The 25,222-nt window shown below is 64.3% G+C and carries 23 protein-coding genes and 1 tRNA gene; 4 read left to right on the top strand and 20 right to left on the bottom strand.

Annotation, left to right across the window (positions count from 1 at the left end):
- The first annotated feature begins 72 nt into the window (after positions 1 to 72).
- From IPP68_11440 to IPP68_11430, 3 genes are read left to right on the top strand one after another with little or no spacing between them, the layout of a single operon-like run.
- Positions 73 to 1,314: a radical SAM protein gene (locus IPP68_11440; protein ID MBL0350967.1), complete on the top strand. Its 1,242-nt coding sequence runs from the start codon at positions 73 to 75 to the stop codon at positions 1,312 to 1,314.
- Complete coding sequence (locus tag IPP68_11435; protein MBL0350966.1) at positions 1,311 to 1,796, top strand: DUF4149 domain-containing protein; 486 nt, start codon at positions 1,311 to 1,313, stop codon at positions 1,794 to 1,796. Before IPP68_11440 ends, IPP68_11435 begins: the two co-directional genes overlap by 4 nt.
- A 4-nt stretch (positions 1,797 to 1,800) precedes the next feature.
- Positions 1,801 to 3,471, top strand: coding sequence for a putative transporter (locus tag IPP68_11430; protein ID MBL0350965.1), 1,671 nt, complete (start codon positions 1,801 to 1,803; stop codon positions 3,469 to 3,471).
- Between the two features lies 1 nt (position 3,472).
- Here the strand turns inward: IPP68_11430 and IPP68_11425 are convergent, their stop codons facing one another.
- The 17 genes from IPP68_11425 to IPP68_11345 form a co-directional block, all read right to left on the bottom strand.
- Entirely contained in the window at positions 3,473 to 6,937 is a 3,465-nt protein-coding gene (locus IPP68_11425) for a hypothetical protein (GenBank protein MBL0350964.1), read from the bottom strand.
- A 37-nt stretch (positions 6,938 to 6,974) separates the two neighbouring features.
- Positions 6,975 to 8,159 carry an aminotransferase class V-fold PLP-dependent enzyme gene (locus IPP68_11420; protein MBL0350963.1) on the bottom strand — a complete coding sequence of 395 codons (1,185 nt, stop codon included), beginning with the start codon at positions 8,157 to 8,159 and terminating at the stop codon, positions 6,975 to 6,977.
- Between the two features lie 19 nt (positions 8,160 to 8,178).
- Entirely contained in the window at positions 8,179 to 10,920 is a 2,742-nt protein-coding gene (locus tag IPP68_11415; protein MBL0350962.1) for a bifunctional acetate--CoA ligase family protein/GNAT family N-acetyltransferase, read from the bottom strand.
- Positions 10,910 to 11,404 carry a hypothetical protein gene (locus IPP68_11410; protein MBL0350961.1) on the bottom strand — a complete coding sequence of 165 codons (495 nt, stop codon included), beginning with the start codon at positions 11,402 to 11,404 and terminating at the stop codon, positions 10,910 to 10,912. Before IPP68_11410 ends, IPP68_11415 begins: the two co-directional genes overlap by 11 nt.
- 62 nt (positions 11,405 to 11,466) lie before the next feature.
- The gene (locus IPP68_11405) at positions 11,467 to 12,432 is read right to left on the bottom strand and encodes a TerC family protein (GenBank protein ID MBL0350960.1); all 966 of its coding nucleotides are present in this window, start codon (positions 12,430 to 12,432) and stop codon (positions 11,467 to 11,469) included.
- Positions 12,429 to 13,226 carry a 3'-5' exonuclease gene (locus tag IPP68_11400; GenBank protein MBL0350959.1) on the bottom strand — a complete coding sequence of 266 codons (798 nt, stop codon included), beginning with the start codon at positions 13,224 to 13,226 and terminating at the stop codon, positions 12,429 to 12,431. Before IPP68_11400 ends, IPP68_11405 begins: the two co-directional genes overlap by 4 nt.
- A gap of 43 nt (positions 13,227 to 13,269) precedes the next feature.
- Positions 13,270 to 13,959, bottom strand: a complete 690-nt coding sequence (locus tag IPP68_11395; protein ID MBL0350958.1) for a metal-dependent transcriptional regulator — start codon at positions 13,957 to 13,959, stop codon at positions 13,270 to 13,272.
- 9 nt (positions 13,960 to 13,968) lie between these two features.
- Entirely contained in the window at positions 13,969 to 15,996 is a 2,028-nt protein-coding gene (gene feoB / locus IPP68_11390) for a ferrous iron transport protein B (protein MBL0350957.1), read from the bottom strand.
- A 34-nt stretch (positions 15,997 to 16,030) separates the two neighbouring features.
- Positions 16,031 to 16,729, bottom strand: coding sequence for a hypothetical protein (locus IPP68_11385; GenBank protein MBL0350956.1), 699 nt, complete (start codon positions 16,727 to 16,729; stop codon positions 16,031 to 16,033).
- Positions 16,726 to 17,187 (bottom strand): hypothetical protein, encoded by a 462-nt coding sequence (locus IPP68_11380; GenBank protein MBL0350955.1) that lies wholly within the window; start codon positions 17,185 to 17,187, stop codon positions 16,726 to 16,728. The genes IPP68_11385 and IPP68_11380 overlap by 4 nt, the downstream gene beginning before the upstream one ends.
- Positions 17,184 to 17,621 carry a transcriptional repressor gene (locus IPP68_11375; protein ID MBL0350954.1) on the bottom strand — a complete coding sequence of 146 codons (438 nt, stop codon included), beginning with the start codon at positions 17,619 to 17,621 and terminating at the stop codon, positions 17,184 to 17,186. Before IPP68_11375 ends, IPP68_11380 begins: the two co-directional genes overlap by 4 nt.
- 59 nt (positions 17,622 to 17,680) lie before the next feature.
- Positions 17,681 to 18,490 carry an ATP-binding cassette domain-containing protein gene (locus tag IPP68_11370; GenBank protein MBL0350953.1) on the bottom strand — a complete coding sequence of 270 codons (810 nt, stop codon included), beginning with the start codon at positions 18,488 to 18,490 and terminating at the stop codon, positions 17,681 to 17,683.
- On the bottom strand, positions 18,487 to 19,437 hold the full coding sequence (locus IPP68_11365; protein ID MBL0350952.1) for a rhomboid family intramembrane serine protease: 951 nt from the start codon (positions 19,435 to 19,437) through the stop codon (positions 18,487 to 18,489). The genes IPP68_11370 and IPP68_11365 overlap by 4 nt, the downstream gene beginning before the upstream one ends.
- Before the next feature lie 3 nt (positions 19,438 to 19,440).
- Positions 19,441 to 20,088, bottom strand: coding sequence for a hypothetical protein (locus IPP68_11360; GenBank protein ID MBL0350951.1), 648 nt, complete (start codon positions 20,086 to 20,088; stop codon positions 19,441 to 19,443).
- Positions 20,089 to 20,213: 125 nt separating this feature from the next.
- Positions 20,214 to 20,287 (bottom strand) — tRNA-Arg (locus tag IPP68_11355).
- Positions 20,288 to 20,346: 59 nt separating this feature from the next.
- Complete coding sequence (gene acs, locus IPP68_11350) at positions 20,347 to 22,290, bottom strand: acetate--CoA ligase (GenBank protein ID MBL0350950.1); 1,944 nt, start codon at positions 22,288 to 22,290, stop codon at positions 20,347 to 20,349.
- A 55-nt stretch (positions 22,291 to 22,345) separates the two neighbouring features.
- On the bottom strand, positions 22,346 to 22,903 hold the full coding sequence (locus IPP68_11345; GenBank protein MBL0350949.1) for a flavin reductase family protein: 558 nt from the start codon (positions 22,901 to 22,903) through the stop codon (positions 22,346 to 22,348).
- A gap of 202 nt (positions 22,904 to 23,105) precedes the next feature.
- Between IPP68_11345 and IPP68_11340 the strand changes: the two genes are divergently transcribed.
- Entirely contained in the window at positions 23,106 to 23,567 is a 462-nt protein-coding gene (locus IPP68_11340; GenBank protein MBL0350948.1) for a prepilin-type N-terminal cleavage/methylation domain-containing protein, read from the top strand.
- A gap of 29 nt (positions 23,568 to 23,596) precedes the next feature.
- Here IPP68_11340 and IPP68_11335 read toward each other — a convergent pair whose 3' ends face one another.
- From IPP68_11335 to IPP68_11325, 3 genes are all read right to left on the bottom strand, one after another.
- Positions 23,597 to 23,989, bottom strand: coding sequence for a hypothetical protein (locus IPP68_11335; protein ID MBL0350947.1), 393 nt, complete (start codon positions 23,987 to 23,989; stop codon positions 23,597 to 23,599).
- A 35-nt stretch (positions 23,990 to 24,024) separates the two neighbouring features.
- Positions 24,025 to 24,819 (bottom strand): DUF4412 domain-containing protein, encoded by a 795-nt coding sequence (locus IPP68_11330; protein MBL0350946.1) that lies wholly within the window; start codon positions 24,817 to 24,819, stop codon positions 24,025 to 24,027.
- A gap of 135 nt (positions 24,820 to 24,954) precedes the next feature.
- On the bottom strand, positions 24,955 to 25,164 hold the full coding sequence (locus IPP68_11325; GenBank protein MBL0350945.1) for a hypothetical protein: 210 nt from the start codon (positions 25,162 to 25,164) through the stop codon (positions 24,955 to 24,957).
- Between the last annotated feature and the right edge of the window lie 58 nt (positions 25,165 to 25,222).

Raw genomic sequence — 25,222 nt, 5'->3', positions numbered from 1 at the left:
ATGTTTCGAGACGATCCAAGATGTTACACTCCCCTTTCAGGAGCTTCCCGACCTGGGAAGCTTTTTTTCGTTATGGCCACCGCGACGACCCGTTCCGCTTCCGCCTCCTCCGTGACCCTCGGCTTCACCGCCGGGACGGCCACCCTGGCGCTGGGGTCCGCCCCGACGCTGACGTTCGACGCGGCGGGACGCCCCCGGGCTCTTTTCGAAAACGACCGCTACATCGCCCGGGGGTGGGACGGCCGTTGCCTGGAAAAGAAATGGACGGCGGGCCCGGACGGACGCTCCCGACGCGACGTGCGGCCCCTGAACGCCGGGGAGCGGGCGGCTCTTCGCCGGCGGTTTCTGGATCTCCTGGAAGGCTTTCGCCGGGATTTGCCCGCCCTTCGGCGGGCGAAACGATTCCGTTGCCTGGTCCGGGGGCGCCCGGTCCGCGCCAACGACGATCGAGCCGAGATTTTTGCGGCCAAGGCCCATGTCAAGCTCACGACCGCCTGGGAATCCGAGTCCGAAGATTTTCATCGGACCTATCGACCCATCGGCGTATTGCCGCCGGATCAATACCTCTCCCTGGTTCTGCAGGCCACCGAAGGGTGCGCTTGGAACCGGTGCTCTTTTTGCGATTTTTACGCGGGGCAAACCTTTCGGATCAAGTCGCCGGAAGAATTCGAACGGCACCTGGACGACGTGGAACGCCTCTTCGGTCCCGCCTTGGCGGGCCGATGCTCGCTTTTCCTCGGGGCGGCCAACGCGCTGGACGTCCCGCCCGCCCAGTTGATCCCGGCGGTGAAACGGGCGGCGGCCCGCTTTCCCGGTCTCGCCCGGCCCCAGGACGACGGCGTGGGCGGCGTCTACGCCTTCGGCGAAGCCACGCGGCTGGCGCGTTGGTCCCCGGAGGATCTTCGAACGCTTCAGCGGGCGGGCCTTCGACGGGTGTATCTGGGCGTTGAAACCGGCGACCCGACCCTTCGGCGAAAAATTCGGAAGCCGGGCGACCCGGAGGCCGTCGTGGCGGCGATTCGGAAATTAAAAAACGCGGGGATCCACGCGGGGCCCATCGTGCTTCTGGGAATCGGGGGCCGGGAACACCGCGACCGCCACGTGGCCGGCACCGCGGACCTCCTGGCGCGGGCGCCCCTCGGGCCCGGCGATATGATTTACTTTTCCCCTTACGAGGGCGGTCCGTCCCGCCCCGGCGAAACGCCCCTCACGGAAAACGAACGGTGGAACCAGCGGACGGCCATGGAAGCCCGATTGCCCGACACCGGGGCCCGGCGGGCCCACTACGACATCCGCGAGTTTCTTTACGCGTGATGGACCTCGCGCTCCACGCCCTGCACCTTTTGGCCGGGGCCCTTTGGGTGGGCGGCATGCTCTTTACCGGGGGCATTTTGGGGCCCGTGCTCCGGCGGGACGTGCCCCCCGCGGTTCGACTGCCCTTGGTTCAAACGGTGGGCCGGCGTTTTTCTCGCGCCGGGTGGGCCGCCTTGGCGATCCTGGCGCTCACCGGGCTCCACCGGGTTCGCTACCTTTTGTTTTGTTCCCCCCGGTATTTGACCGGAACGACCTACGGCCGTTTGTTGTCGATCAAGCTCGGGGCGTTCGCCGTCATGCTGGTCCTAAGCTTTTGGCACGACCTTTCCCTCGGCCCGGCGTTGATTCGCCTGGCCGACCGTCCGGCGGCGCCGGAATTCAAGGCGGCCGCCCGTCGGTTGGCTTTTTGGGCCCGCGTCAACGTTTTATTGGCGGTGACCATCGTGGTCCTCGCCGCGGCACTACGACTCACAAAGGATTAATCCCATGAACCTCTTCGCCACGCTGTTGGATCCCGAATCCGTCCCCCACGCCGTCCTGGTCATCACCGCCGTCGCGGCCCTGGGGCTGGCTTTGGGTCAACTGAAAGTCCGCGGTTTGGGCCTCGGCATCGCCGGGGTACTTTTCAGCGGGTTGTTGTTCGGCCACTTGGGCGTCACGCTGAACGAACACGTGCTGGAGTTCACCCGGGAATTCGGGCTCATCCTTTTCGTCTACGCCATCGGCCTTCAAGTCGGTCCGGGCTTCTTCTCCTCTCTTAAAAAAGAGGGCCTGCCCTTGAACCTCCTCGCCGCGGCCGTGGTTTTGGGCGGCGTGGCCATGGCGGGCATCGCCCACCACTGGGGCGGGCTGGACCTCCCGGCCACGGTCGGCGTTCTGGCCGGCGCCACCACCAACACCCCGAGCCTCGGCGCCGCGCAGCAGGCCCTGCGCGACATCGCCGGCCCCGAATCGGAATTGGTCAAGACCCCCGGCATGGGCTACGCCGTCGCCTACCCCTTCGGCGTCATCGGCATCATCCTGGTGATGGTTGTGCTTCGCACGGTCTTCCGCATCCGGCCCGAGAAGGAACTGGAGGCCTTCGCCCTTTCCAAAAAACAAAACGCTCCGTCCCTCCAGGCGGTCAATTTGGAAGTCACGAACGTCAATCTGGCGGGCATTCCCATCGGGCGGATGCCCGGCTCGCCCCAATCGACGGTGGTCATTTCCCGCGTTCGGCACGGGGGCCGCGTGTCCATCGCCCGGCCGGACATGACGCTCGACCTGGGCGACGTGATCCTGGCCGTGGGTCCCAAAGACAAACTGGAGGATTTGCGCCTGATCGTCGGCCGCGTGAGCGACGTGGACCTCCGGGACGTGCCGAGCGACATCGCCACGCGCCGCGTGCTGGTGACGCGCAAATCCGTCCTGGGCCAAACGATCGATTCGCTGGAATTTCCGCGCCGGTTCGGCGTGACGATCACCCGGCTCTCCCGCATGGAAATCGAATTCGCGGCGCACCCGGAACTCCGACTGAAGTTCGGCGACACGGTGCTGGTGGTCGGCGAAGCCGACGCGCTCCGCCAAGCCGCCCAGGAGTTGGGCAATTCGCCCAAACAGCTCAACGACCCCCAAATCGTTCCGCTCCTGGTCGGCATCGCCCTGGGCGTCGTTCTCGGCAGTTTGCCCCTGGCGGTCCCGGGCCTGCCGGCGCCGGTGCGGTTGGGATTGGCGGGGGGCCCCTTGGTCATGGCTATTTTGCTGGCGCGGCTGGGACGGATCGGCCGCTTGGTGTGGCACATGCCGATTTCCGCGAACTTCATGATCCGGGAACTGGGGATTTCGCTCTTCCTGGCCTGCGTGGGGGTCAAATCCGGCGGAAAATTCGTCGAGACGCTGCTCTCGGGTCCGGGGGTGGGGTGGGTGCTGTGGGGGGCGGCGATCACGCTGGTGCCGCTCTTGGTGGTGGGGGTCGTGGCGCGCCTGTTCTTGAAAACGAATTACACCGCGCTCTGCGGCCTGTTGGCCGGCGCCATGACGGATCCGCCCGCCCTGGCCTTCGCCAACGCCCACTTCGGATCCGAAGCGCCGGCCTTGTCCTACGCGACGGTGTACCCGCTCACCATGCTGCTCCGGGTCCTGTCGACCCAGGCCATGGTCCTGCTCCTGATGCGGTGACTCAGCGGGCCGCCGGGGCGACGACGGGCGATCCCGCCGTTTTGACGCCGAAGGGATCGGCGCCCAGGGCGCCCCGCAAGCCCTCGGCGTACTCGGGGGATTCGGTTTTCTTCAATTCCTGCCGCGCCCGGGCCAATTTTTCCCGAAGGGCCGTCCGGCCGATGGTTTCGGACCGGATGGGATCGGCGGCCGCTTCCTCCAGCGCCGCCACGTGCCGCGCCCACAGGGCGCGGTCCCGCTCGGCCTGGGTTTCCAGACGCCGGCGGTACCAATCGCTGGACAAAACGCTCTCCGCCGTGAAAAGGGCTCGAATCGACGGGTCCGTCGCGTTTTTCCCTTCGAAATGCCCGTGGGCCATGATGTGCAGCAGGGCCCGCAACGGCGGACAGGCCGCTTCCACGCTTCCGTCGGCGAAATATTCCTGGGCCACTCGCTGGTGGGCGGCGGCGATGGCCTCCACCCCTTCGACAAACACCGCGCGGTCCTGCAATTCCGGCTTCAGCATGTCCTCGGGAAAAACCACGTTGGGGTTGTTGAAAATCCGGCCCAAAAACGCCCGGGCGAACTTCTGCGTGATCCGGTAGCCGAGGCGGCTGGCCGGGATCCGCCGCCCCTCGTAATCGAAATCCTCCACTTTTTCCAATTGACCTTGCCGGATCATTTCCCGGGGGCTCCGCTCGTCGTTGGACAACCGGCACCAAATTTCCGGCACCAACAGGCTGATGTCGTGGTCCACTTTGTAGCGGGGCCCGACGTGCCCCGCCGAGGTCGTGAATCCCGCCTGTGCGGTCAAGACGAAGGACACGAGGGCGTTGTTCAAATCGATGATGGGCCACAGGGCGTTGAAGGGGCCCTTGGTCAAGGCGCCTTCGGAGCCGAACCCCGTGGTGGAGGGCGATTTGCCGGTCAGGCTTGAAATCAAATCCATGAAAAATTCCGGCAGTTCCTGGTAGTGAATCGGGTTGTACACCGCCAAGGGCGGCGCGCCGGCCTCGGGCGCCGGCGGGTTGTTGCGGCGCCCCGCCAGCACGGCGTTCACCGGCGACACGCAAGGTTGGTTCGGCGGAATTTTCCGGAACAGGCGGGCGCCCAATTCGGCCAAATAGGTGGACCGGTGGTCCACCAGGTCCGGCCGGTTTTGAAGGTACCGGGGGTTTTTGGAAGGGCGACCGTCGAACAACCGGGGCACCGAGGACGCCACGATGTAGTCCGGCCGCCGGGCTTTCAGGAAAGCGCGGAAAAGAGCCTGAATGGGTTCGGTGTACAGGTCGAACCCCATGGCGTCCTCCACCATCTCCCGCGCCCGGTCCCGGGACAGCGGTTCAAAATTGGACAGGAAGACGCCGGGGCCCGCGATGTCCGCCTCGGCTTGCTTGTCGTAGCCCGGGTGAATCGCGTCGTCGGGGCGCTGAAACAGGCGTCGCTCGCAATTTTGCACGAGCTTGACGCTTCCCTCGGCGATTCCGCCGGCCAGTCCCGTCAATTCCCCGACGGGGACCACCACCGACGCGGTGATGTCGTCCTCCACCTGCACCTTGCGGGCGGCGTTGAAATCCTGGCGAACGCGCAGAATGCGACGGGAGCCGTCGGGGTCGAACCCCACGCGCAGGTACTGGGCCGTGAGCCGCTTGCCGTCCAGCTTCAATTCGTGGCCCGGGGCGCCGTTGATGGCGTCGACGCTGAAGCGTTCCCGCCAGCGCGTCCCCCACTCCTCCCGGTAAAAACGTTTCACGATGAAAATCAAATCCAGGATGTGGGGCGGAATCGAACGCAGCCACTTGTTGAATTCGTCGATGTATTCCTCGGCGGGGGTCAGCAATTTGATGACGGACCCCAGGGACCGGCGGGGGCTTAAAATGGGGCGCGAGGGGCGCGTCATGACTTTGGGGTTCCGGAACCGGTGGCCGAACTCGCCGTTGATCACGGCCTCGACCTGGTCGAAGTCCGCTTTGAAATTGGCGACGAACACGGGGCCCTGGACCATGGCGTCCAGGATGGATTTGGAAATTTCGGATTTCCCCCCCCCGGACACCGTGCTGGGCTTGTGGCACAGGGTGCCTTCGGGGGTCGCGGTCACCAAATGCCACCCCTTGCCCCCCGGTTGCTTTTCCAGAAACACCTTGTAGCCGTTGGGATACACGTAGGCCGCGCCCGCCAACAGTTTTATTTTTTGCGTCTGCCCCTCGCCGGCCCACAGGACGGACTTGGCGACCAAATCGAACCGGGCGTCCGACGGCACGTAAAAGATGTCGGGGTAGATCTTGTCCACGCCGTAGCCTTCGGGGCGGACCTCCATCCGATCGCCGTAGAGGGCGGCCACGTCCCGAAAACTCTGGCCGTTTTGGGGCAGGATGCGTTCCTCCTGGTGGAAACTGTCCCCCTCGGCGTAGCTGGGAAAGGCCAGCGCCCCGCCCGAGTGTTCCTCCTCCACGCCGCCGTACAGGTTGGCCGCGTAGCTGATCTGGGTCTTCACTTCTTTTTTGCAGTAGCCGAAATAGTTGTCGGCGATGACCGTGACCATCACGCCCCGCTCGTCCCGCGCCGTGATCTTGAAGGCCTGGCCCTCGTTGTAGCGTTCGTCCGGCGACGCCCAGCACATCCCGTCCCGGCGCTGGCGCTCGGTGGCCTTGTCCAGCGGCGGAAGGCCCAGGGATTTCTTCGTGAGACCGACCAGGTGGGGGGCCAAAATGACGCACCCGGTGTGCCCGGTCCAGCCGTCCAAATCCATGGCCGCGTCGTTTTCGGGGAGGTACGGGTCCCCCCCGTTGTCGAAGATCGATTCCACGAAATCCAGATTGGACACGAGGTTGCCCGGCACGAAAAATCGAATTTCCATGCTCTGGGCCGATCGGCGTCCGGGGATCGCGGGCCGGACGAGCGGGCGCAGAAGGAGCGAAACGAACAGCCGGGCCTTGTCTTTTTGATCGGCCGTGAAGGGCAGCTCCATCAGGTCCTCGGGCGGGCGAAAGGCCTCGTTGAGCAAATTTCGGTACACGGCCTTGGGCACGGCCTTCTTGTCCTCGGGGATGGGCAAGCCCCCCTCCGCGATGTGGAACACCCCCGCGGTCGTGCGCCGGTCGCTTTTCGGATTGTGCAGGACGCCCTGGGCCACCCGGTAGCTGGTCACGATGTTGGAAACGAACCGATCGCCGGTCGGCGGCAGGGAGAGCGCCCGGGCCAACCCCGGACGGTCCAGCACGAAGGTCGTGGACGGCAAGGGCACGGGTTCCGTCAGGGGATCGGCCCGCAGGTAATCGTCCAGGAAATGCTGGATGCGCCAATCGGCGGGGCAGAGGTATTGGGAGAGCAGGCGGTCCTTCTCCCGGTAGTTGCGGAGGAGGGGCTGGGCCACCGACAGCAAATTGTCGCTGCGCACGGCGTCCACGGCGGGCTGCCCGAGGGCCGCCAGCTTCAGGTTAATATAAGAGTAAAGCTCACTCTCCGCGTTCGGAGCGGAATGGGGCACCGACGTCCTCCGTCGTAAGGGATGGGTCCATTGTACTTTATCGCCCGGAAAGGTGGAAAGTTGACGGGCGCCGGGGGGCGAGGCCCCGAAGGGCGGCCAGGGCGCGGTCCACGTGCGACGCCGTGGTCCAGGGGCCGAAGGAAAAACGGAAGGTCCCGATGGGCAACGTGCCGATAAATCGGTGGGCCCCGGGGGCGCAGTGGAGGCCGGCCCGAACCATCAGCCGGTGCCCGGCCCAGAGGCGGGCGGCCGAGCGGCGCGGGTCCTCCCCGTCGAAAAGAAAGGAAAAAACCGCCGCCTGGTGGTCGCCGTCGGCCGGAGCGAAAAGGCGCAGGCCCGGAATCGCCCGAACCCCTTTGCGGAATTGCTCGATGCGGGCCCGTTCCCCCCGCCGAATGGCCTCGACCCCCCGGGCGGCGACGTACCGAATCCCCTCCAAGAGACCCAGCAAGCCGGGGGCGTTGTGACTGCCGGATTCCAGCCGGTCGGGAAATTCCGACGGTTGAACTTCCTCCTCGGACCGACTGCCCGTGCCGCCCTGGCGGTGGGGCGCCGGGTCCATTCCCGGCGCCACGATCAGACCGCCCGTGCCCAGGGGACCCAGAAGGGCCTTGTGACCGGGAAAAGCGAGGAAGTCGATTTTCATCGCCCGGACATCAATAGGCACCGCGCCCGCGGATTGGGCGGCGTCGACCAGAAAAGGGATTCCCCGGCGCCGGGCGAAGGCCCCCAGGGCCCCCACGGGTTGGATCACGCCCGTCACGTTGGAAGCGTGGAGGCAGGCGATCAGGCGGGTTCGGGCTTTGAGGGCCCGCGGCAGGGCCTCGAGCCGCACGCGCCCGTCGCCGTCCGTCGGCATCACATCGACGGCGATTCCCCGCCGGGCCTTCAAGGCGTTCAGCGGGCGGAGAACCGAATTGTGTTCGAAGGGAGACACCAGGGCCCGGTCCCCGGTTTTCCAGGGCAGGCCGTGGATGGCCGCGTTCAGGGCGTCGGTGCAGTTGAGGGTGAAAACCACGCGGCGGGGATCGGGGGCGTTGAACAGGCGGGCGACGGCCGCCCGAAGGTCCGAAAGAATGCGGCCCGAGGCCCGGGCCCGGGGGTAGGCGCCGCGACCCGCGCTGGCGCCGACGGTGTGGTGATAGCGGGCGAAGCTCTCGAGGACGCGGGGGGGTTTCGGCCAGGAGGTGGCGGCGTTGTCGAAGTAAATCGGCGAAGGCACGACGGGGCCGCGCCGGGGTTTACAAATCCAGGTGGGCCCGGCCGGTGCCGTCGGTGCAGGACAGGACGCGGAACCCCAACCGCTGGGCCACCTTCAACATTTCGGCGTTGTCGGCGCGAATGTCGGCCCAGAGAACCGCGAGGCCTTCCGCCCGCCCCACGTCGATCAGGTGGGCCAGGAGTCCGGCGCCCAAGCCGATTTTTTGGTGGGGGTCGGACACGAGCATGGAGAACTGGGCTTCCCGCCCGCCCGGTCGGCGGCTCAGGCGTCCCACCGCCCAAATGTCTTCGCCGGCGGGTTTGGGCACCGCCGCCACAAACACCATCTCCCGGTCGTAGTCGGTGAAACAAACCCGGCGCAGGCGGTCGTGGGCGGTTCGTTCGGACAATTCAAAGGGGCGGAGGTAGCGGGACACGATGCTCCGCTCCGAAAGTTCTTCGTGAAATTTCACCAGGGCGGGTTCGTCCTCGGGACGAACGGGGCGGAACACCAACCCGGTCCCGTCTTTGGCCTTGAAGGAACGAACGTGCTCCGCCGGGTAGGACCGGATGGCCGGGCGAACCCGGGGCGGTTCCGAGGGCCCGTAGAGAACGACCCGGGCGTCCAAGGCCACGACGCCGTCGGGCGAAACGACCAGGGGGTTGATGTCGATTTCCTTGATGGCGTCCTGCTCCGCCACCAGCCAGCTAAAACGAACCAGGGCGTGCTCCAAGGCGGCGATGTCGGCGGCCCGGTCTCCCCGAACGCCCTGAAGGGCTTTCCACACTTTTGTTTTTTCCATCAATCGGCGGGCCAGGGTGGTGGTGAGGGGCGGAAGGCCCAGGGCCCGGTCCTTGTAGACTTCCACCATTTTGCCGCCGGTGCCGAACAAAAGCACCGGGCCGAACTGGGAATCGGGGCTGGCCCCCAAAATGACTTCGACGCCCTGGGCCCGCACCATGGGCTGGACGGTGACGCCCAGGAAATGGCCCGCCCCGTGGGCGGACTCGACCCCGCGCTGAATGGCGGCGTAGGCCCCCCGTACCGCGGCCGCGTCGGAAATGTTCAGGCGAACCCCGCCGACGTCGGATTTGTGGGTCACGGTGTGGGAATGGAGTTTCAACACCACCGGGTAACCGATGGCCTCGGCCGCTTTCACGGCGTCCTCCACCGTGGCCGCCACCCGGGTGTCCACGGTCGGGATTCCGTAGGCCGCCAGAAGCGCCTTGGATTCCGCTTCGGAGAGGAGGGTCCGCCCTTCGCCCCGAACCTGGGACAACAACCGTTCCACCCCGGTGCGGTCGCGTCCCGCCGCGTCGGCGCCGGCCGACAGAGTCGGGGTTTCGTAAAGGGCGCGCAGATTGGCGCTGTAGGACCACATGGTGCAGAAAATGCGCGCGGCGGTGTCGGGGTAATTGAAAACGGGAACGCCGGCGTTGGTCAAAATCTGCCGGCCGTCGGCCACGGTGTCGCCGCCCATCCAGCTGGCGAGGACCGGTTTTCCGGGCACGGCGCCCGCCTTGAGCGCCACGTGCTGGGCCGAACCCGTGGCGTCCGTCATGGCCTGGGGCGTCAGGATCACCAACAGCCCGTCGGAATTGGGGTCCTTGGCGGCGGATTCAAAAGCGCGGCCGAAGCGGCTGGCGTCCGCGTCCCCCAGGACGTCCACGGGGTTGCCGTGGCTCCAGGGGCCGGGCAGATAGCCGCTCATTTCCTTCACCGTTTTTTCCGACAACTCCGCCAGCTGGCCGCCGTGTTCGATCAACGCGTCGGCCGCGAGCACGCCGGGACCGCCGGCGTTGGTCACGATGGTCAGGCGGGGGCCCTTGGGACGGGGCTGTTTCGAGAGCGTCGCCGCCATTTGAAAGAGTTCCGAGATGGAATCCACGCGCACCACGCCGCACCGCTCGAAAGCGGCGTCCAACACGTCGTCCCGCCCGACCAGGGAGCCGGTGTGGCTCACGGCGGCCTTGGCGGCCGCGTCGGTGCGCCCGGCCTTGATCACGATGATGGGCTTGGTGAGGGACACTTCCCGGGCGGCGGACATGAAGGCCCGGGCGTCGCCCACGGACTCCATGTAGATCACGATGCTTTCGGTCTTGGGGTCGTTGCCCAGATAATCGATGAGGTCCCCCCAGCCGATGTCCAGCATGGAGCCCAGAGACGCGAAAACGGAAAAGCCGATGTTCTCCCGGAAACTCCAATCCAAAACGGCCGTGCACAGCGCGCCGGATTGGCTGAGAAAACCGACGCTCCCCGCCGCTGAAATGCCCTTGGCGAAAGTCGCGTTCAACCCCGACGGGGGGCACATGAGGCCCAGACAGTTCGGACCCAGCAGGCGCATTTTTCCCCGGGCCGCGTCGGCCAGTCGTTTTTCCAGCGAGGCGCCTTCGGCGCCGTATTCCTTAAAACCGGCGGAAATCACAATGCCCCCGGGGACGCCCAGGGACACGCATTCCGACACCACGTCCGGCACCGTGGGGGCCGGGGTGGCGATCACGGCCAAATCCACCGCTTCCGGAATGTCCGAGACCCGGGGATAGGCTTTAATGCCCAGGACGCTCGGGCGCTTGGGGTTGACGGGGTAGACGGTGCCGCCGAAGGAGGAGGAAATCAGGTTCCAAAGAAGCGTGCGGCCGACGGTGCCGGCGGTTTCGGTGGCGCCGACCACGGCCACCGACCGGGGACGGAAAAAAACATCGAGGGAGCCCCGGTCCCCATGGAAAACGTCGTGGGCCGGGTCTCCCGCGGCTTTGGGGAGGGACGGGCCGTCAGCGGGCATCGGAGTCGGGCGTTTCGGCGGGGGCCGGAGCGCCGGCCGCGGCCGCGGGGCGGATTTCCGTGTGGCGGATCTGCCCTCCGTGGTGGGCCGCGCGGCCCAGCAGCGCCGCGGCCGCGAGCGTGGCGGCGAACACCGCCCCGAGGTAGGCCGGGCGGGGACCGCCGGACCGGCGGAAAAAGACCAGGCCCCCCAGCGCCAGGGCGGCCGCTATTTCCAAAGCGATCAACGCGGCTTCCGCGGCCTCTTCGTGGGTGTGGATCCAGCCGCCGGCCACGGAGGCGACTTTTTCAACGGCCTCTTCGGCCCCTTCGCCGGTCCAATAGGCCGCCAACCCGGCGAGGCCCGTGAGCACGAGAAACCCCAACGCCACCCGGAGGACGTCCGTGTTTTTTCTTAAGAAGGCGTAGGCCAGCAACAGCAGGGCGAAAAAGACGCCCGCCACCGGAAAATGAATTAAAACCAAATGCAATTGAGCGCCGTTCATGAGGCCTCCAGGGGAATCATCGTCATTTTAGTCCTTCCCTGCACCGATAAAAATGACATGGATCAGCTATGGACGGGAGGGTCGGCGGGGCGAGGGGACTGATCGAACGCGACTTTAGGAGGGCGTTGACGAAACAGCAGGGACAAGACAATGGAGAAGGCGAGCACGGACAGGATCACGCCGAGGGAAAACGCCGTGGAAATATGAAAAAACGACGACCCCAACATTTTGACACCCACGAACGCCAAAATCAGCGCCACTCCGTATTTTAAAAAGGCGAACATTTGGACCAATCCGCTGACCAGGAAATAAAGGGCCCGAAGCCCCAAAATGGCGAACACATTCGAGGTATAAACGATGAACGTGTCCTGGGTAATGGAGAAAATGGCGGGGATCGAATCCAAGGCGAAAACCACATCGCTGAATTCCACGACCACCAGGGCGAGCAGCAACGGCGTGGCGTGAAGGACCCCGTTCAATCGGACGAAGAACCGTTGGCCGGCGAGCCCGGTCATGGGCATCAACCGACGCAGCCGCCGGAACAAGGCGTTGTCGTCGGGATTGAATTCCTTCTCCACGCCGAAAGCCATCTTGTAGGCGGAATACAGGAGAATCGCCCCGAACAAGTACAACACCCAGTGGAACCGGGCGACCAACGTCGCGCCGATGAAAATAAGAATAAACCGCAAAAGCAAAGCGCCCAAAATACCCCATTTCAACACCCGCGGCTGATGCTCGGCCTCGATGCCGAAAAAGGAGAAAATCATGATAAAAACGAACATGTTGTCCACGCTGAGAGATTTCTCGATGACGTAGCCGGTGAGGAACTGGAGGGCCTTCTCGGGGGAAAGATAAAAATGGATGCCCACGGCGAAAAGAAGGGACACGCACACCCAAACGAAGCTCCACAGGGCGGCTTCGCGCAGGCCCACGGCGTGGCTCTTTTTTTGAGCCACGGCCAAATCGACGTATAGCATGGCGAGAACCACGGCGTTAAAAACCAGCCACATGACCGCTTGGTGCGTCATTTTTTGGCGCCGGCCGCTTTGCGCGGGAAATTGCCCCGGCGGGCGTTCCGGCAGATGTCGATGAAGTCCATGGGGAAGTCGCCTTTGGCCACGATCCAATCGATGTAGTCCGGGTCCTCCCGGGTCACCTGCTCCAGGGAGCGGTAGCGGTGTTTGCCGAAATTGAAATAGGCCTCGGCGTCCCGCCACACCAGCTTTCCTTCCTTGTCCACCTGGCTGGGCTCGGAGGAGGTGCAAAAGGCGTTGATGCCCTCCACGTCCCGGGGCAAATTGGGGTACCGCTCCAACTGGGCCAGAAAGACTTCGTAGGCCGCGTCGTTGTCCGCCTCGGCGCCGTGGGCGCCGACCAGGGTTTTGCCGCAATAGAACCGGTAGGCCGACGTCAAATCCCGCCGTTCGCGCTCCCGGAAAATGACGCTCGCGTCCACGATGCGCCGCCCCTCCATGGAAAAATGAAAGCCGGCGCGGTCGAATTCCTTGGTCAAGATGGGGACGTCCAGCCGCATGAGGGCGTAGCCGCCCAGGTCCGTGTCGCGGAAGATGTCGAACAACTTGGGCGCCCATTCTTTGAAGGCCGGCTGGCCCGCCAAATCGGCGTTGGACATGCCGTGGATGGCCGAGGATTCCGCCGGAATTTTAATGCCCGGGTCGAAACGCTGGGAGAGGCGCTCGACGCGGTCGTCGGGGTAGCGTTTCAGCAAGGCGATTTCGATGATCCGATCCACGTCGGGCCAAAGGCCGGTGGTTTCCAGATCGAAGAAGACGATGGGGCGCGTCAAGGGTGCGAGGGGCATAAAACCTTTCCAACGAGGAGAATAAAAGGACAGTTTAGGAAATTTAGAGGTCCAGGGAGCGCCGAACGTAAATTCGGTCGGCCACGGATTCCTCCAGGGCCAGCTGGCTTTCGCCCAAATCCACGACGAAGGCGGGGTAGGTTTGGTGCAGGTGCACGGCCGCTCCGGGGATGAGGCCCAAGGACAAGAGCCGGTGAAGTTCCGGGTGCTCCCGGAGTTGCAGGTAGGCCACGGTTCCCCGGTCCCCGGGACGAAGGCGGCTCAAGGGGACGACGATGGGTTCCAAATGTTTTTCCACCCGGGCGCAACAGGGGCCGGGGGGAATGGCGTGGCCGTGGGGGCACTCCTTGGGGTGGCCCAGGAGCGTGCAGATGGATTCGCTGACCTCGGGGGAAATGATGTGTTCCAGCCGGCAGGCGTTGGGGTCCACCGCGCCGCGGTCCAGGCTGAGCACGTCGGTCAACAGGCGTTCCGCCAACCGGTGCCGCCGGGACACGTCGGCGCCCAGGGCCTCGCCCGTCGCCGTCAGTTCAAGGCGGGGGCCGCTTTCCCGGAGATACCCCCCCGTCAAGGCTTGGGCGCACGCGTCCCCCCCCACGCTCTCGGTCATGAGTTGACGGAGGACGGCGGCGTCGGTCACGCCCTCTTCGCGCTTTTGCCAAACGAGGCCCAGGGTCTCTTCCAAATCTTCCCGGGCGGCGGAGGGAATGGGGTATTTCTGAACGTCGGTCATAAAAAGATTTTAGCCCACCAGCGAAGGGAAGGCCAGCAAAAGACCGTTCAAGGCCCCGGAGACGCCCAGGGCCACGGCCATCACCGCCAGGGTCAGCCCGAGGGCCGCCCGCCACCCCCGCTCCTTAAACATCATCAGCCACTGGGCGATGCAGGGCATAAAGAGGGTGATGAGGACCAGGCTCACCGTCACCTGTCGGAGGTTCAACAAGCCCTCCTGTTGGAGGCGGTACAATCCGGCCGCGCCGTAGTCCCGGCGGAGAAACCCCACCAAAAAAGCCTCCGTGGCCCGGGCCGGCAGGCCCAGCCACCCTTGAACGACGGGGGCGAACAGCCGTTCCGCCGCCTTCAACCCGCCCCACCGGTCCAGAAAGAAAAGGCCCAGCGTCCCCCACACAAAGAGGGGCACGACTTCCTTTAAATACCACGCCAGCCGGGTTTTCATCTTCATCAAAATGTTGCGGAGGAGCGGCCGCCGGATGGGCGGGATCTCCATGAGAAAGGTCGATCGGGCGCCCGGGAGCACCCGGGAGGCGGCCCACCCCGAGGCCAGTGTCACGCCGATCAGGACGGTCAGCCAAAGAAATAACACCCGGGGCGACAGCCCCGCCGTCATGCCCAGGATGACCGCCAATTGCGCCGAGCAGGGAATCGAGAGGGCCAGGAGCATCGTCACGATGACGCGCTCCTTTTTGGTGTCGAGGATCCGGGTCGTCATGGTGGCCATGGTGTCGCACCCCAAACCCAGAATCACCGGCAGCACCGCCCGGCCGTTCAACCCCATCACCCGAAACACCCGGTCCAACAGCACCGAAAGCCGGGGGAGATACCCCGAATCTTCCAGCAACCCGAAGGCGATGAAAAAAGTGGTGACGATGGGGAGGATGAGCGCGAAGGCATAGGAAAAGGCCATGCTCACCACGCCGTAGGGCCCCACGAGAAGGTCCATCCCGAAGGCCGGCGTGTGAAGGGCCGCCAAGGCGCGGGTCGCGCCCGGGGTGATGATTTCCCCGAAGACGGTTTTTTCCAGGAAATTAACCGCCGTGCCCGCCCCGAAGACGCCGACGAAGAGATAAACGACGTACAAGATCGCGGCCCCGATCAAATACCCGGGCCACGGCCGAAGGCACCATTGGCCGATCCGCTGGGACCAACGGCGGCCCAGGCGGCCGCGCTGGGTGACCACGTCGGCCACCAGTTCGGAGAGGTACCCGGACCGGGCGTCGAAGAGGAGCGAACGCGGGGCCCCGGCAAAGCGCTCCCGGGCCGTTTTGGCCGCGGCGAAGAGGTCTTTTTCCGAGGAGGTCGGGGCCAGCAATTCCCCGGCCCAGGTCAGCACGGTGTCGTCCCCGGACAACAAGGACAGGCTCACGGCCCGCCGGGCTTTGGCTTTGGGCGAAAAATGCGGGGCCAGGGCGGCCAGGGCCCGGGCGATGTCGGGGTTTTCCGGCGGAGCCACGTTGGAACAGGTGGGGTGTTCCAGGGCGCGCTTCAGGTCCGGCAGGCCGTCCCCGGTCGTGGCCACGGTGCTGACCAGGGGAACGCCCAGGCGGCGGGAAAGACGGTCGACGTCAATGGCGATGCCCCGGTCCAGGGCTTCGTCCGCCAAATTGAGCGCCACCACCAGGGGCAATCCGTAATCCACCAGCTCCAGCGTGAGGGCGAGCCCCCGCCGGAGATTTTTGGAATCCACGACGTTCAACACGACGTCGGGCCGCTCCCGAAGCAGGAAATCCCGCGTCACCCGTTCGTCCTCGGAGGTCGGCATGAGGGAGTTGACCCCCGGCGTGTCCACCACGCGCCACTTTTCCCCCGCCAGCCAGGTCGTGCCGGTCGACACTTCCACCGTGGTGCCCGGGTAATTCGACACCGTGGCGTAGCGCCCCGTCAACCGGTGAAACAGCACCGATTTCCCGACGTTGGGGTTCCCCACCAGGACCAGCGTTTTGACCCGAGGCGGGGCGACGCGGGACGTCGGCCCCGCGGGACGGCCGCCGTCCACGGAGTCCCCGGAGAGGGGGGCCTGGACCGTCGTCACGGACGTCGCCCGGCGGAAGACCGTCTTGAAAAAATCAGAATTCCACCTCGAGAATGGATTTCAACTGGGCGTCGTCGGCCTTCTTCTCCAACCCGATCCCCACGCCCACGTTGAACCGGATGCCCGGCATGACATCGATATACACCCCGGGCGTCAGGCGGGTCTCGTTCTCCGCGATCAAAAGCTCCAGGCCCGGCGTCACGTCTTTCCAGGCGTGACGGTAACACGTGCCCAGGGCCAATCCGGATTCCAATTCCCAGCTTTTGTCCCCGTTGGCGTCGCGCGTTTCCTCCAGCGCCAGAATCGGGTTCGCGGTGACGTTCACGGCGCCCCAGGTTTTCCCCAGCAAGATTTTCCCTTCGATTTCGTTGTTCTCCTTGCGCCCGTTGGCTTTCTTCAACTCCAAATACAGGGCGGTGTCCAGCGGCCAGGAGGACGGCATCTCGGGCCGGTAACGGTTTTCCACCTTGAGGGCCGAAAACCCCTGACCGTCGATGAACACGCCGTAAAGGCCCAACGTGTAGCGCGGGGTCACCCCGTATTCCACTTCCGTTTGGTGAACCCAATAGGCGTCGCCCCGGTCCGGGTTCCGCAAATCCGTCCACAACTCCAGTTCCGCCGCGCCCTTTTCCAGGGTCGCGGGCGAATAGGTGTCCAGATAATCCCGCACGTGGGCCCGGGCGTTGATCCCGCCCAACAAAACGATCGCTCCCAGCATCCACTTCTTTTTCATGGTTGTTGCGCTCCTTTTTTTTCGTTTGCGACACTTCCGGCCGGCCCGGCCGGTTTCTTCTTAAACCACCGGCCCAGGCGTTGAAAAAGGGTGGGGCGGAAGGCCCGGTGGGCGTCCTTTTGAAGGCTCATCAGGTCCCCGAAGGCGGTTCGGGCGTCGGGCCACCGCCCGCCCAGCACGGCCTCCCGGGCGGAGAGGGCCAACACCCGGCTCCGGGAGCAGTCGTCGATCCACTCCCGGGGGTCGCCCCCGTAGCGGGGCGCGTGCAACTCCCGGAGCCTCTCAAAAAAGTCGGCCATCCCTTCAAAATCCCGGACGGCCGCGGGGCCGTTTTCGTCCTGGAGGGCTTTTTCGACGGATTCCGCCCGCCCGGAGAGGCCTTGCATCAATTCGTCCACGGGCGGCGACGCCGCCAGCGCCGGCGACGTCAAAAGCAAAAACGCCCAAAACCGCTTCACGACCGGCCTCCGGCGCAGGCCCGGCAACGGCCGAACAATTCGTGCCGGTGCCCGTGGATTTCGAACCCCCGCCGGCGGGCCTCCCGGGCCTGCAAACGCTCAATGGCGGGGCTTTCGAATTCGAAGGCCGTCCCGCATTTCACGCAGATCATGTGGTCGTGGTGGGCCCGCCCGTGGGCCCGCTCAAACTTCTGGGTGCCGTCGGGGAAGGTCACTTTGGTGGCCAGCCCGCATTCCTCCAGGAGTTTCAGGGTGCGGAACACCGTGGCCCGCCCGACGCGGGCCCGCCGGCCCCGAAGGCCTTGATACACCTCTTCGGAGCTCAGGTGGTCGGTCCGGGAGAACAGGAAGCGCAGCACCCCTTCCCGCTGGGCCGTGTCCCGCAGGCCCCGGGTTTTGATGTGGCGACGCAACAGCGCGAGTTCGTTTTCCATATTGATATCGGGTCTCATTATCATTCTACCGCGGGACGGCCGCCTTTGTCAAGGCGGATTTAAAGGACGGCGGAGGGGCGGGGCCGAAGGGCGAGGCGGAAGGATTTGCCGGCGCGGGCCACGCGGGCCGGGGCGTCGAACACCCGGGAAAGCACGGGCCCGGTCACCACGCGGCCCAGGGGCCCCCGGGCGGCGACGACCCCGCGGCGGAGCGCCAAGGCGTGGGTGAAAACGGGCCCGATTTCCTCCACGTGGTGGGTCACCAACACGAGGGACGGCGAAGGTCGGCGGCCCAGCCGTGCCAAAAAAGCGACGAAGGTTTCCCGGGCCAGGGGGTCCAGGCCCGCGCAGGGCTCGTCCAAAATCAGAAGCGCGGGCTTGCGAACCAACGCCCGGGCGATCAACACGCGCTGGCGCTCCCCCTGGGACAGAACGCTCCAGGGACGGTCCGCCACGGGAGCCGCTTCCACCCGCCCGAGCCAGCGCCGGGCGGTCCGGGCCTCCCCGGGGGTCGGCGCCGTCCACAAATTGATTTGGCCGCGGAGGCCGCCCGCCACGACCTCCAGGGCCGTTTCGTCCTCGTTAAACCGGGGGATTAAATTCCCGCTCACCAGGCCGATTTTCTCCCGAAGGATCCGCCAGTCGGAACGGCCGTAGGTTTTCCCCAACACGGTCATTTCGCCGTCGGACGGGGTCACGTACCCGGCCAGGGCGTTCACCAACGTTGATTTGCCCGAACCGTTGGCCCCCAAAATCACCCAATGCTCCCCCCGCCGCACGGTCCAATCCACCCCGGACAAAAGGGGGGCGGGGCGATACACGCTCAATTTTCGAAGGTCGATGACGGCGCGCGCCGGGGCGCCGCTCACGACGCCCAGGACCCATCGCCGGAGGGGTCCGCGGGGGGCGTCCAAAGGCGAAAGAACCGGGCCGCGGCGCCGGCGGCCAACCCGGCCGCGAATCCCCCCAGGTGGGCGCCGTAGCCCACGGTCGCTCCGCCGTAGGGGCGCGTGACCAGGCCGTAGACCACTTGTTGGAAGGCCCACAGCGGAACGAAAAACCAGAGCGGCGAGTGAAAGGTGCCGTAACGGACCGACAACACCGGCGCGGCCACGTAGACCACCCGCGTGCGGGCCGTCGGGACCGTCGCCAATCCAAACCCGAGAATCGCCGAAATCGCCCCGGAAGCCCCGACCATGATCTGATTTTCGGGAATGCCCCAGATCAACTGCCCCATCGCCGCCGCCACGCCGCCCAAAAGGTAGACGGCCACCAGGACGGCGGAACCGGCGGATTCCACCACGCCCCCCACCGCCCAGAGGAAAAGCATGTTGAAGAACAAATGCCAGAACCCGGCGTGCAGGAATTGATGGGTGAGGATTTCGGGGAAAAACCGGCCCCGCTTGAATCCCCATTTTTGGTAGACGCTCCCCCCCGTCGGATTTTTCCGGAGGGACACGCTGTAGGAGGCGTACACCGGGTAGGCGGAATCCCACTCGTAGCGGCCGCGGGCCGACAAAAGGTTGGCGTTTTCGGCCACCCGCCGGAACAATCGGTCCTGGCCCTCCGTGGGGAATCCCGGGGCGTCGGCGGTCGACAGCAAATCCCGATCGGCGGGGGCGAGGGCCGGTTCTTTTTCAAGGATTTGGCGGAGGTCCTTGGCCGCCTCGACCCGGTGGTCGGCGCTCACCACCGAGGTTTGGGCGCGCTCCAGGGGCCAGGCGACGGCAAAAACCAACACGTTGATCAGGAGCAAGGCCAGCGTGGCCGCCGGCACCGTTTGGCGGCGCGGCCAGAGGGGCAGGAGGATAAACACGAATCAGGGCTTGGCGAAGGCGGAGTCGGGGACCGGGGCGAAGGAAACCGATAGGCATTCTTCGGTGGTTTTATTCAGAAGGGAATCCACTTGTTTGGCGAACAACGAGACGTTTGAACGCAAAACAATGCCCGTTTTCGCGTCCACCCAGGCCTGCACGGTCACCTCCGCGTCCGGACGCCGCTCTTTGACTTGGTAAAGTTTTGTCTCCCGCCCGGCCACCGCGCCGCCCGGGCCGGCGTTCCCGGCGAAGGAACGGGCCCAGAACCGTTGCTCCCGAAGTTCCGCTTCGCTGGGTTTCCAGGAACGGGTCTGAGGGCCCGAATCCTCCGCGGACCGGGGAGCCTCCCCGGGACGGGGCTTGAACGTTTCCAGTTCGTGCATCGTCGTTCCATCAAACACCAGGACGACGTCGTATTCCATAGGGGCGCCCGTCGTTCCCAGCGATTTCACGGATTTGTCCAGGCGGAATTTTCCCCGGGAGGCCTTCACGTTGACCAGTTCCTCCGTGCTCGACCCCGACACCTCGCTCGACTCCGCGCGCTTCCATTGACCGGTGAAGGACGCGTCCTCCGCGCGGGACGGGGCGCAGGTTTTCATGAACCAGACGAATCCACCGATCACCGCCGCCGCCAGAAATAAATTTCGCATGGGTTGCCCCCCGTTTCGATGAATGAACCCTTTTCGACATTTTATTGAAATTCGACCTTCCGGTGAAAATAAAAAGCCCCGCCGGGGGTCCCACGGGGGACAAACGGCGGGGCGTAGACTAAATCCGACCCCAGTAGGATTTGAACCTACAACCTATTGCTCCGTAGGCAATCGCTCTATCCAATTGAGCTATGGGGTCAAAAGTGGGAAGAGGCGGTATTATAGCATGACGCGGGGATTTTTGGGATTCCCGGGCATCTACTCTTCGTCCTGTCGCAGCTTCGCGAGGACGGTAAAATCCTCCAGGGTGGTCGTGTCGCCGGTGGTTTCCCGGCCCACGGCCACGTCCCGAAGCAGGCGCCGCATGATTTTTCCCGAGCGGGTTTTCGGCAAGGCATCGGTGAAACGGACCTCGGCCGGGCGGGCGAGGGCGCCGATCTCCTTAACGACGTGGTCCCGCAGTTCCTGTTTCAAATGATCCGAGGGCGAACAGCCGCTTCGGAGCGTCACGAAGGACACGATGGCCTCTCCCGTCAATTCGTCGGGACGGCCCACCACCGCCGCCTCCGCCACCGTGGGATGCTTGACCAGGGCGCTCTCGACCTCGGCGGTGCCCAGCCGGTGGCCGGCCACCTTGATGACGTCGTCGATCCGGCCCATGACCCAGAAATACCCGTCTTTGTCCCGCCGGGCGCCGTCCCCGGCGAAATAGACCCCGGGCACTTCGGTCCAATATTGTTTCTTATACCGTTCGGGGTCGCCGAAGATGGTCCGCATCATCCCGGGCCAGGGACGTCGAACAATTAAATAACCCCCGGCGTTGGCCGCCACCTCCTTCCCGGATTTGTCCACCACCGCCGCGTCGATCCCGGGCAGGGGAAGCGTGGCCGATCCGGGTTTGAGCGGCGTGGCCCCGGGCAATGGCGAAATCAAAATGGCCCCCGTTTCCGTCTGCCACCAGGTGTCCACGATGGGGCACCGTCCCCCGCCGATCACCTTGTGGTACCACATCCAGGCCGCCGGGTTGATGGGTTCCCCCACGGACCCCAGGAGCCGAAGGCTGGAGAGGTCGTGCTTCTTGGGCCATTGGTCGCCCCACTTCATGAAGGCGCGAATGGCCGTGGGCGCGGTGTAAAAAATATTGACCCGGTGCTTGGCCACGATGCGCCAGAACCGGTCGGGCTCCGGGAAATTGGGCGCCCCTTCGTACATGACCACCGTGGCCCCGTTGGCCAGGGGGCCGTAGACCACGTAGGAATGGCCCGTCACCCAGCCGATGTCCGCCGTGCACCAATAGACGTCGTCGTCCCGCAAATCAAAAATGAGTTTGGTGGTCAGGGCCACCTGGGTCAAATACCCGCCCGTCGTGTGGAGGATGCCCTTGGGTTTCCCCGTGGAGCCCGATGTATAAAGGATGTAGAGCGGGTGTTCGGAATCCAAAGCTTCGGCGGGACAGACGTCGGACATCCCGGCCACCAACTCGTGCCACCAGTGGTCCCGGCCCGACTGCATATGGATCACCTGCCGGGTCCGTCGAAACACCACGACCTTCTTCACGGTGGGGGTTTCCTTGAGCGCTTCGTCCACGTTGGCTTTCAGGGGGATCACGGCGCCCCGTCGGTACCCGCCGTCGGCGGTCACGACCACCTTGCACCCGGCGTCGTTCACCCGGTCGCGGATCGCCTGGGAGGAGAACCCGCCGAAGACCACCGAGTGCGCCGCCCCGAGGCGCGCGCAGGAAAGCATGGCGATGGCCAGTTCGGGCACCAAGGGCATGTAAAGGCACACCCGGTCGCCTTTCACCACCCCCAAGGATTTAAGCGCGTTGGAAAACCGTCCCACCTCCCGGTGGAGGTCCTGGTAGGTCAGGACCCGCTCCTCCCCGTCCTCGCCTTCCCAGATGAACGCCGCCTTGTTCCGTCGCCAGTTCGACAAATGGCGGTCGATGCAGTTGAAGGAAACGTTGGTCTTCCCACCCACGAACCATTTGGCGAAGGGCAATTTCCAGTCGAGCACTTTCTTCCAGGGCTTGAACCAATGGAGCTCCTTCGCCGCCGCCGTCCAATAGGCCTCGGGGTTTTTCAGGCTTTGACGGTAAAGTTTTTCGTATTGGGCGAAGGAGGAAACGCGGGCTTTTTCGGAAAAGGATTTGGCGGGACGGAAAACATGTTTTTCTTTGAGTACGGAGGTAATGTCGTCCATGGCACCCCTGAACGTCGATTGGCGTTTCGGCGAGTCTACCAAAATGAACCCGTTTTTACGTCGAGCGCCGCTCCCCCGTCAAGGCGAACACGAGGCCCCCCAAATGGTGGAGGGTTTTGACCCCGGGAATCCAGCGGTTCTCTTTAAAATGGTCGGGCGAAGCCGCCGCGTGAAGGACGTCCCCCAACACCAAACGAACCCCGTCCACCTCCAGGGTTTGCCGAACTTTGCATTCGATAAAAGCGAGGGCCTCGGCCAAATGGGGCGTCGCGATCCGATGGCCGGCCAAAAGGGTCAGGCCCGCCGGAGCGATTTTGTCCCCGTCGCGGCCCGAGCGGGAGCCTAGGATTTTGACGGCGGGAAGGAGGGATTCGTCCGGCACGTTCAGGACGAATTCCCCGGTTTTTCGAATAAGTTCGGAGGTGAAGTTCTCCCCGTCCAACGCCACCGCCACCACCGGCGGGTCGTCGTTGATGGGCGTGTTCCACTGGGCCGGGGCCGCGTTGGCCCGGACCGAATCGCCGGAAGTCACGATCACGCAGGGACCGTGGTTGATCAACCGGGCGAATTTCCCCAGGGGCACTTCGGCAAAGGAATTCGACAAGGCGCACATAGGGCTTCTCGCTATATAACCATTTTCGCCCGTTGACTTCCAAACCTCGCGGGGCTTCGGAGGCCGCGATATCTAAACCCTTGTTTCCCCCGCCCGGAATTCATCGCGGAACGCCGCCGTATCCGCCCTTTTTCCTTCAGGCAGAGGGTTGATTTGGGCGGACCGCGGGGTTAAACTGGATTGACGCCCGGAGGTACCTGCCGTGGTCAAAACTCGTTTCCCCCGCGGGTTCACTCTCATCGAATTGATGCTGGTCGTGGCCATCATCGGCCTGCTGTCCGCCATCGCCCTGCCCAAATTTGCCGATTTGGTGGTGAAAGCCCGGGAAGCCTCCGTGAAAGGAGGCCTCGGCGCGCTTCGCAGCGCCCTGTCCATTTACTACGCCGACAACGAAGGGCAGAATCCCAATTACGTGGCGATCGACGTTTGTCTCACCGCCGGGGGCAAATACCTCAACGAAATTCCCCTCATGAGAAGTCCCCAAGGGTACCACGATTCCTCGCAAATTTTGAATCGAGCGGCCTCGCCGCCGCCCGCCGTCATGGACGGCAGCGGGGGGTGGTTTTATTTGGGATTTCCCAATTGGCATGCCGAGGGCCCCGAAAACCTCGTGGTCTCCTGCACCCACACCGACAGCAAAGGCACGACCTGGAGCCTTTACTAACAGGCCGACCGTCGAGACCGTTCCCGCGGCTATTCCATTTTCCAGAACCACGACTCCGGCATGGGAAATTCGGCCACGGCGGTCGCCAAGGCGTTGCGGGCGCCCGCGCCATCGGGCTCCATCGGGGTAATTTCGAGCCGCCAACGGGGCCAACGGGTTTTCCGCCCCGCGTTGATTTCCTCCACCGCGGCCGAAAAATGGCGCCTCAAATCCGCCAGAGGAATCCGAACGGCCAACGGTTTCTTTCCGGCCGGGAGATCCAAGGCCTCTTCCCGAAGGCGCTCCTCGGGGAACACGCGGCTTCCCAGCGTGACACGGAGGGATTGCCCCAAAAGAATCCGAACAGCGGTGGAACAACGAAGGACGAAACGCCACTCCAGGGATTCTCGGCCTTCTTCCAGAACAAGGTCCTCGATCCGCATTCGTTCCTCCCGTCGGCCCGGGAAATCGGTCCGCCCTATTGGCCGTATTGCTTTTGCATTTCCTCCGCCATTCGTTCCCGTTCGGCCGGAGAGGCGTTCATCATTTTCTTCATCATTTCCTGGGGGTTAAACCCGGGCGCGGCGGTTCCTTTCACCGGGGAAGGCTTTCCGGGGGCGCCCATTCCGGGCAATCCGCCCATCTCCATCACGTTGTAGCCCGGGGGAATCGCGAAGTCCGACGCCGGAAGGGTTTTGGGTTCCACCCGGGTGGCCAACAGGGTCGTGGTTTTGCCGTCTTTCAGGCTCTTGGTCATCACCCGAAGCGGGAAGAGGCCCTTTCCCATGATTTCCCGCTCCCAGCCGGACGTTTCCCGTTTCCCGCCGCCGAACCCGCTGAACATGAAATTCCCCAACCCTTCGGCGTTGCAGACCTCGCCTTCGGAATTGGTTTCCTTAAACGTGTAGACGGCGCATTCCCGCCCGGCGATGGTTTCCTTCCGGGAGGTTTTTTTGAACTCGACGCGGGGAGCGGAACCGGCTTTCGCTTCCGACGTTTGGGGTTCGCTCATCGTTTGTTTAATGGCCATGCGTTGTTCCGGCGACAAAATCCAAATGGTCCGGGAGGCCGAATCCATGATCATGGCGCCGGACCGGCCTTTTTCCGACTGAAATTCGGCCCGGATCTTGTCCCCTTTGACTTTGTAACTCATGGGCACGGGTTTTTTCTCCCCGGTCGACAATTGATAATCCACCAACCCCTCAAACGCCGAAACCGACAAGGGACCGAACAACACCGCCCAGAAAAACAACGACCGCGCTTTTATTGCCATGGAGACCTCCCGTTTGACGTTCCACACAACATTTTCCACCAAACCATCACAACCCCTTCGCCCTCGACAACAAAAGGAAAGCCCCGAAGACATTTTCGGGGCTTTCCCTTCAAATTCGCCGGACGACCGGGGTTCTTAGCTTTTCGCGCAGCACTTGCACATTCCGCCGGTGGCGATCTTCAAGCCCGCCAGCGTCAAAAAGGTCGGCCAAAGAATTCCCACGAGGCGGGCGCCCAGAACGCCGAGATTTCCCAACAGGAACGTTAAACCGATCAGAGCCAATAAAATTCCCAAGGCTTTGTGGCACGGGCATTTGCAGCCGGTGTCGCAGGACTTTTCGTCCATATCAACCTCCTAAGTTGGCTATAAAGCGACGGTTCGATTTTACTTAATCGGAAGGACG

The sequence above is a fragment of the Elusimicrobiota bacterium genome (assembly GCA_016722575.1).
In the GTDB taxonomy this organism is placed as follows: Bacteria; Elusimicrobiota; Elusimicrobia; order FEN-1173; family FEN-1173; genus JADKIY01.
The sequence above is the reverse complement of the archived record's forward strand: the minus strand, read 5'-3'. Positions and strand labels throughout refer to the sequence as shown.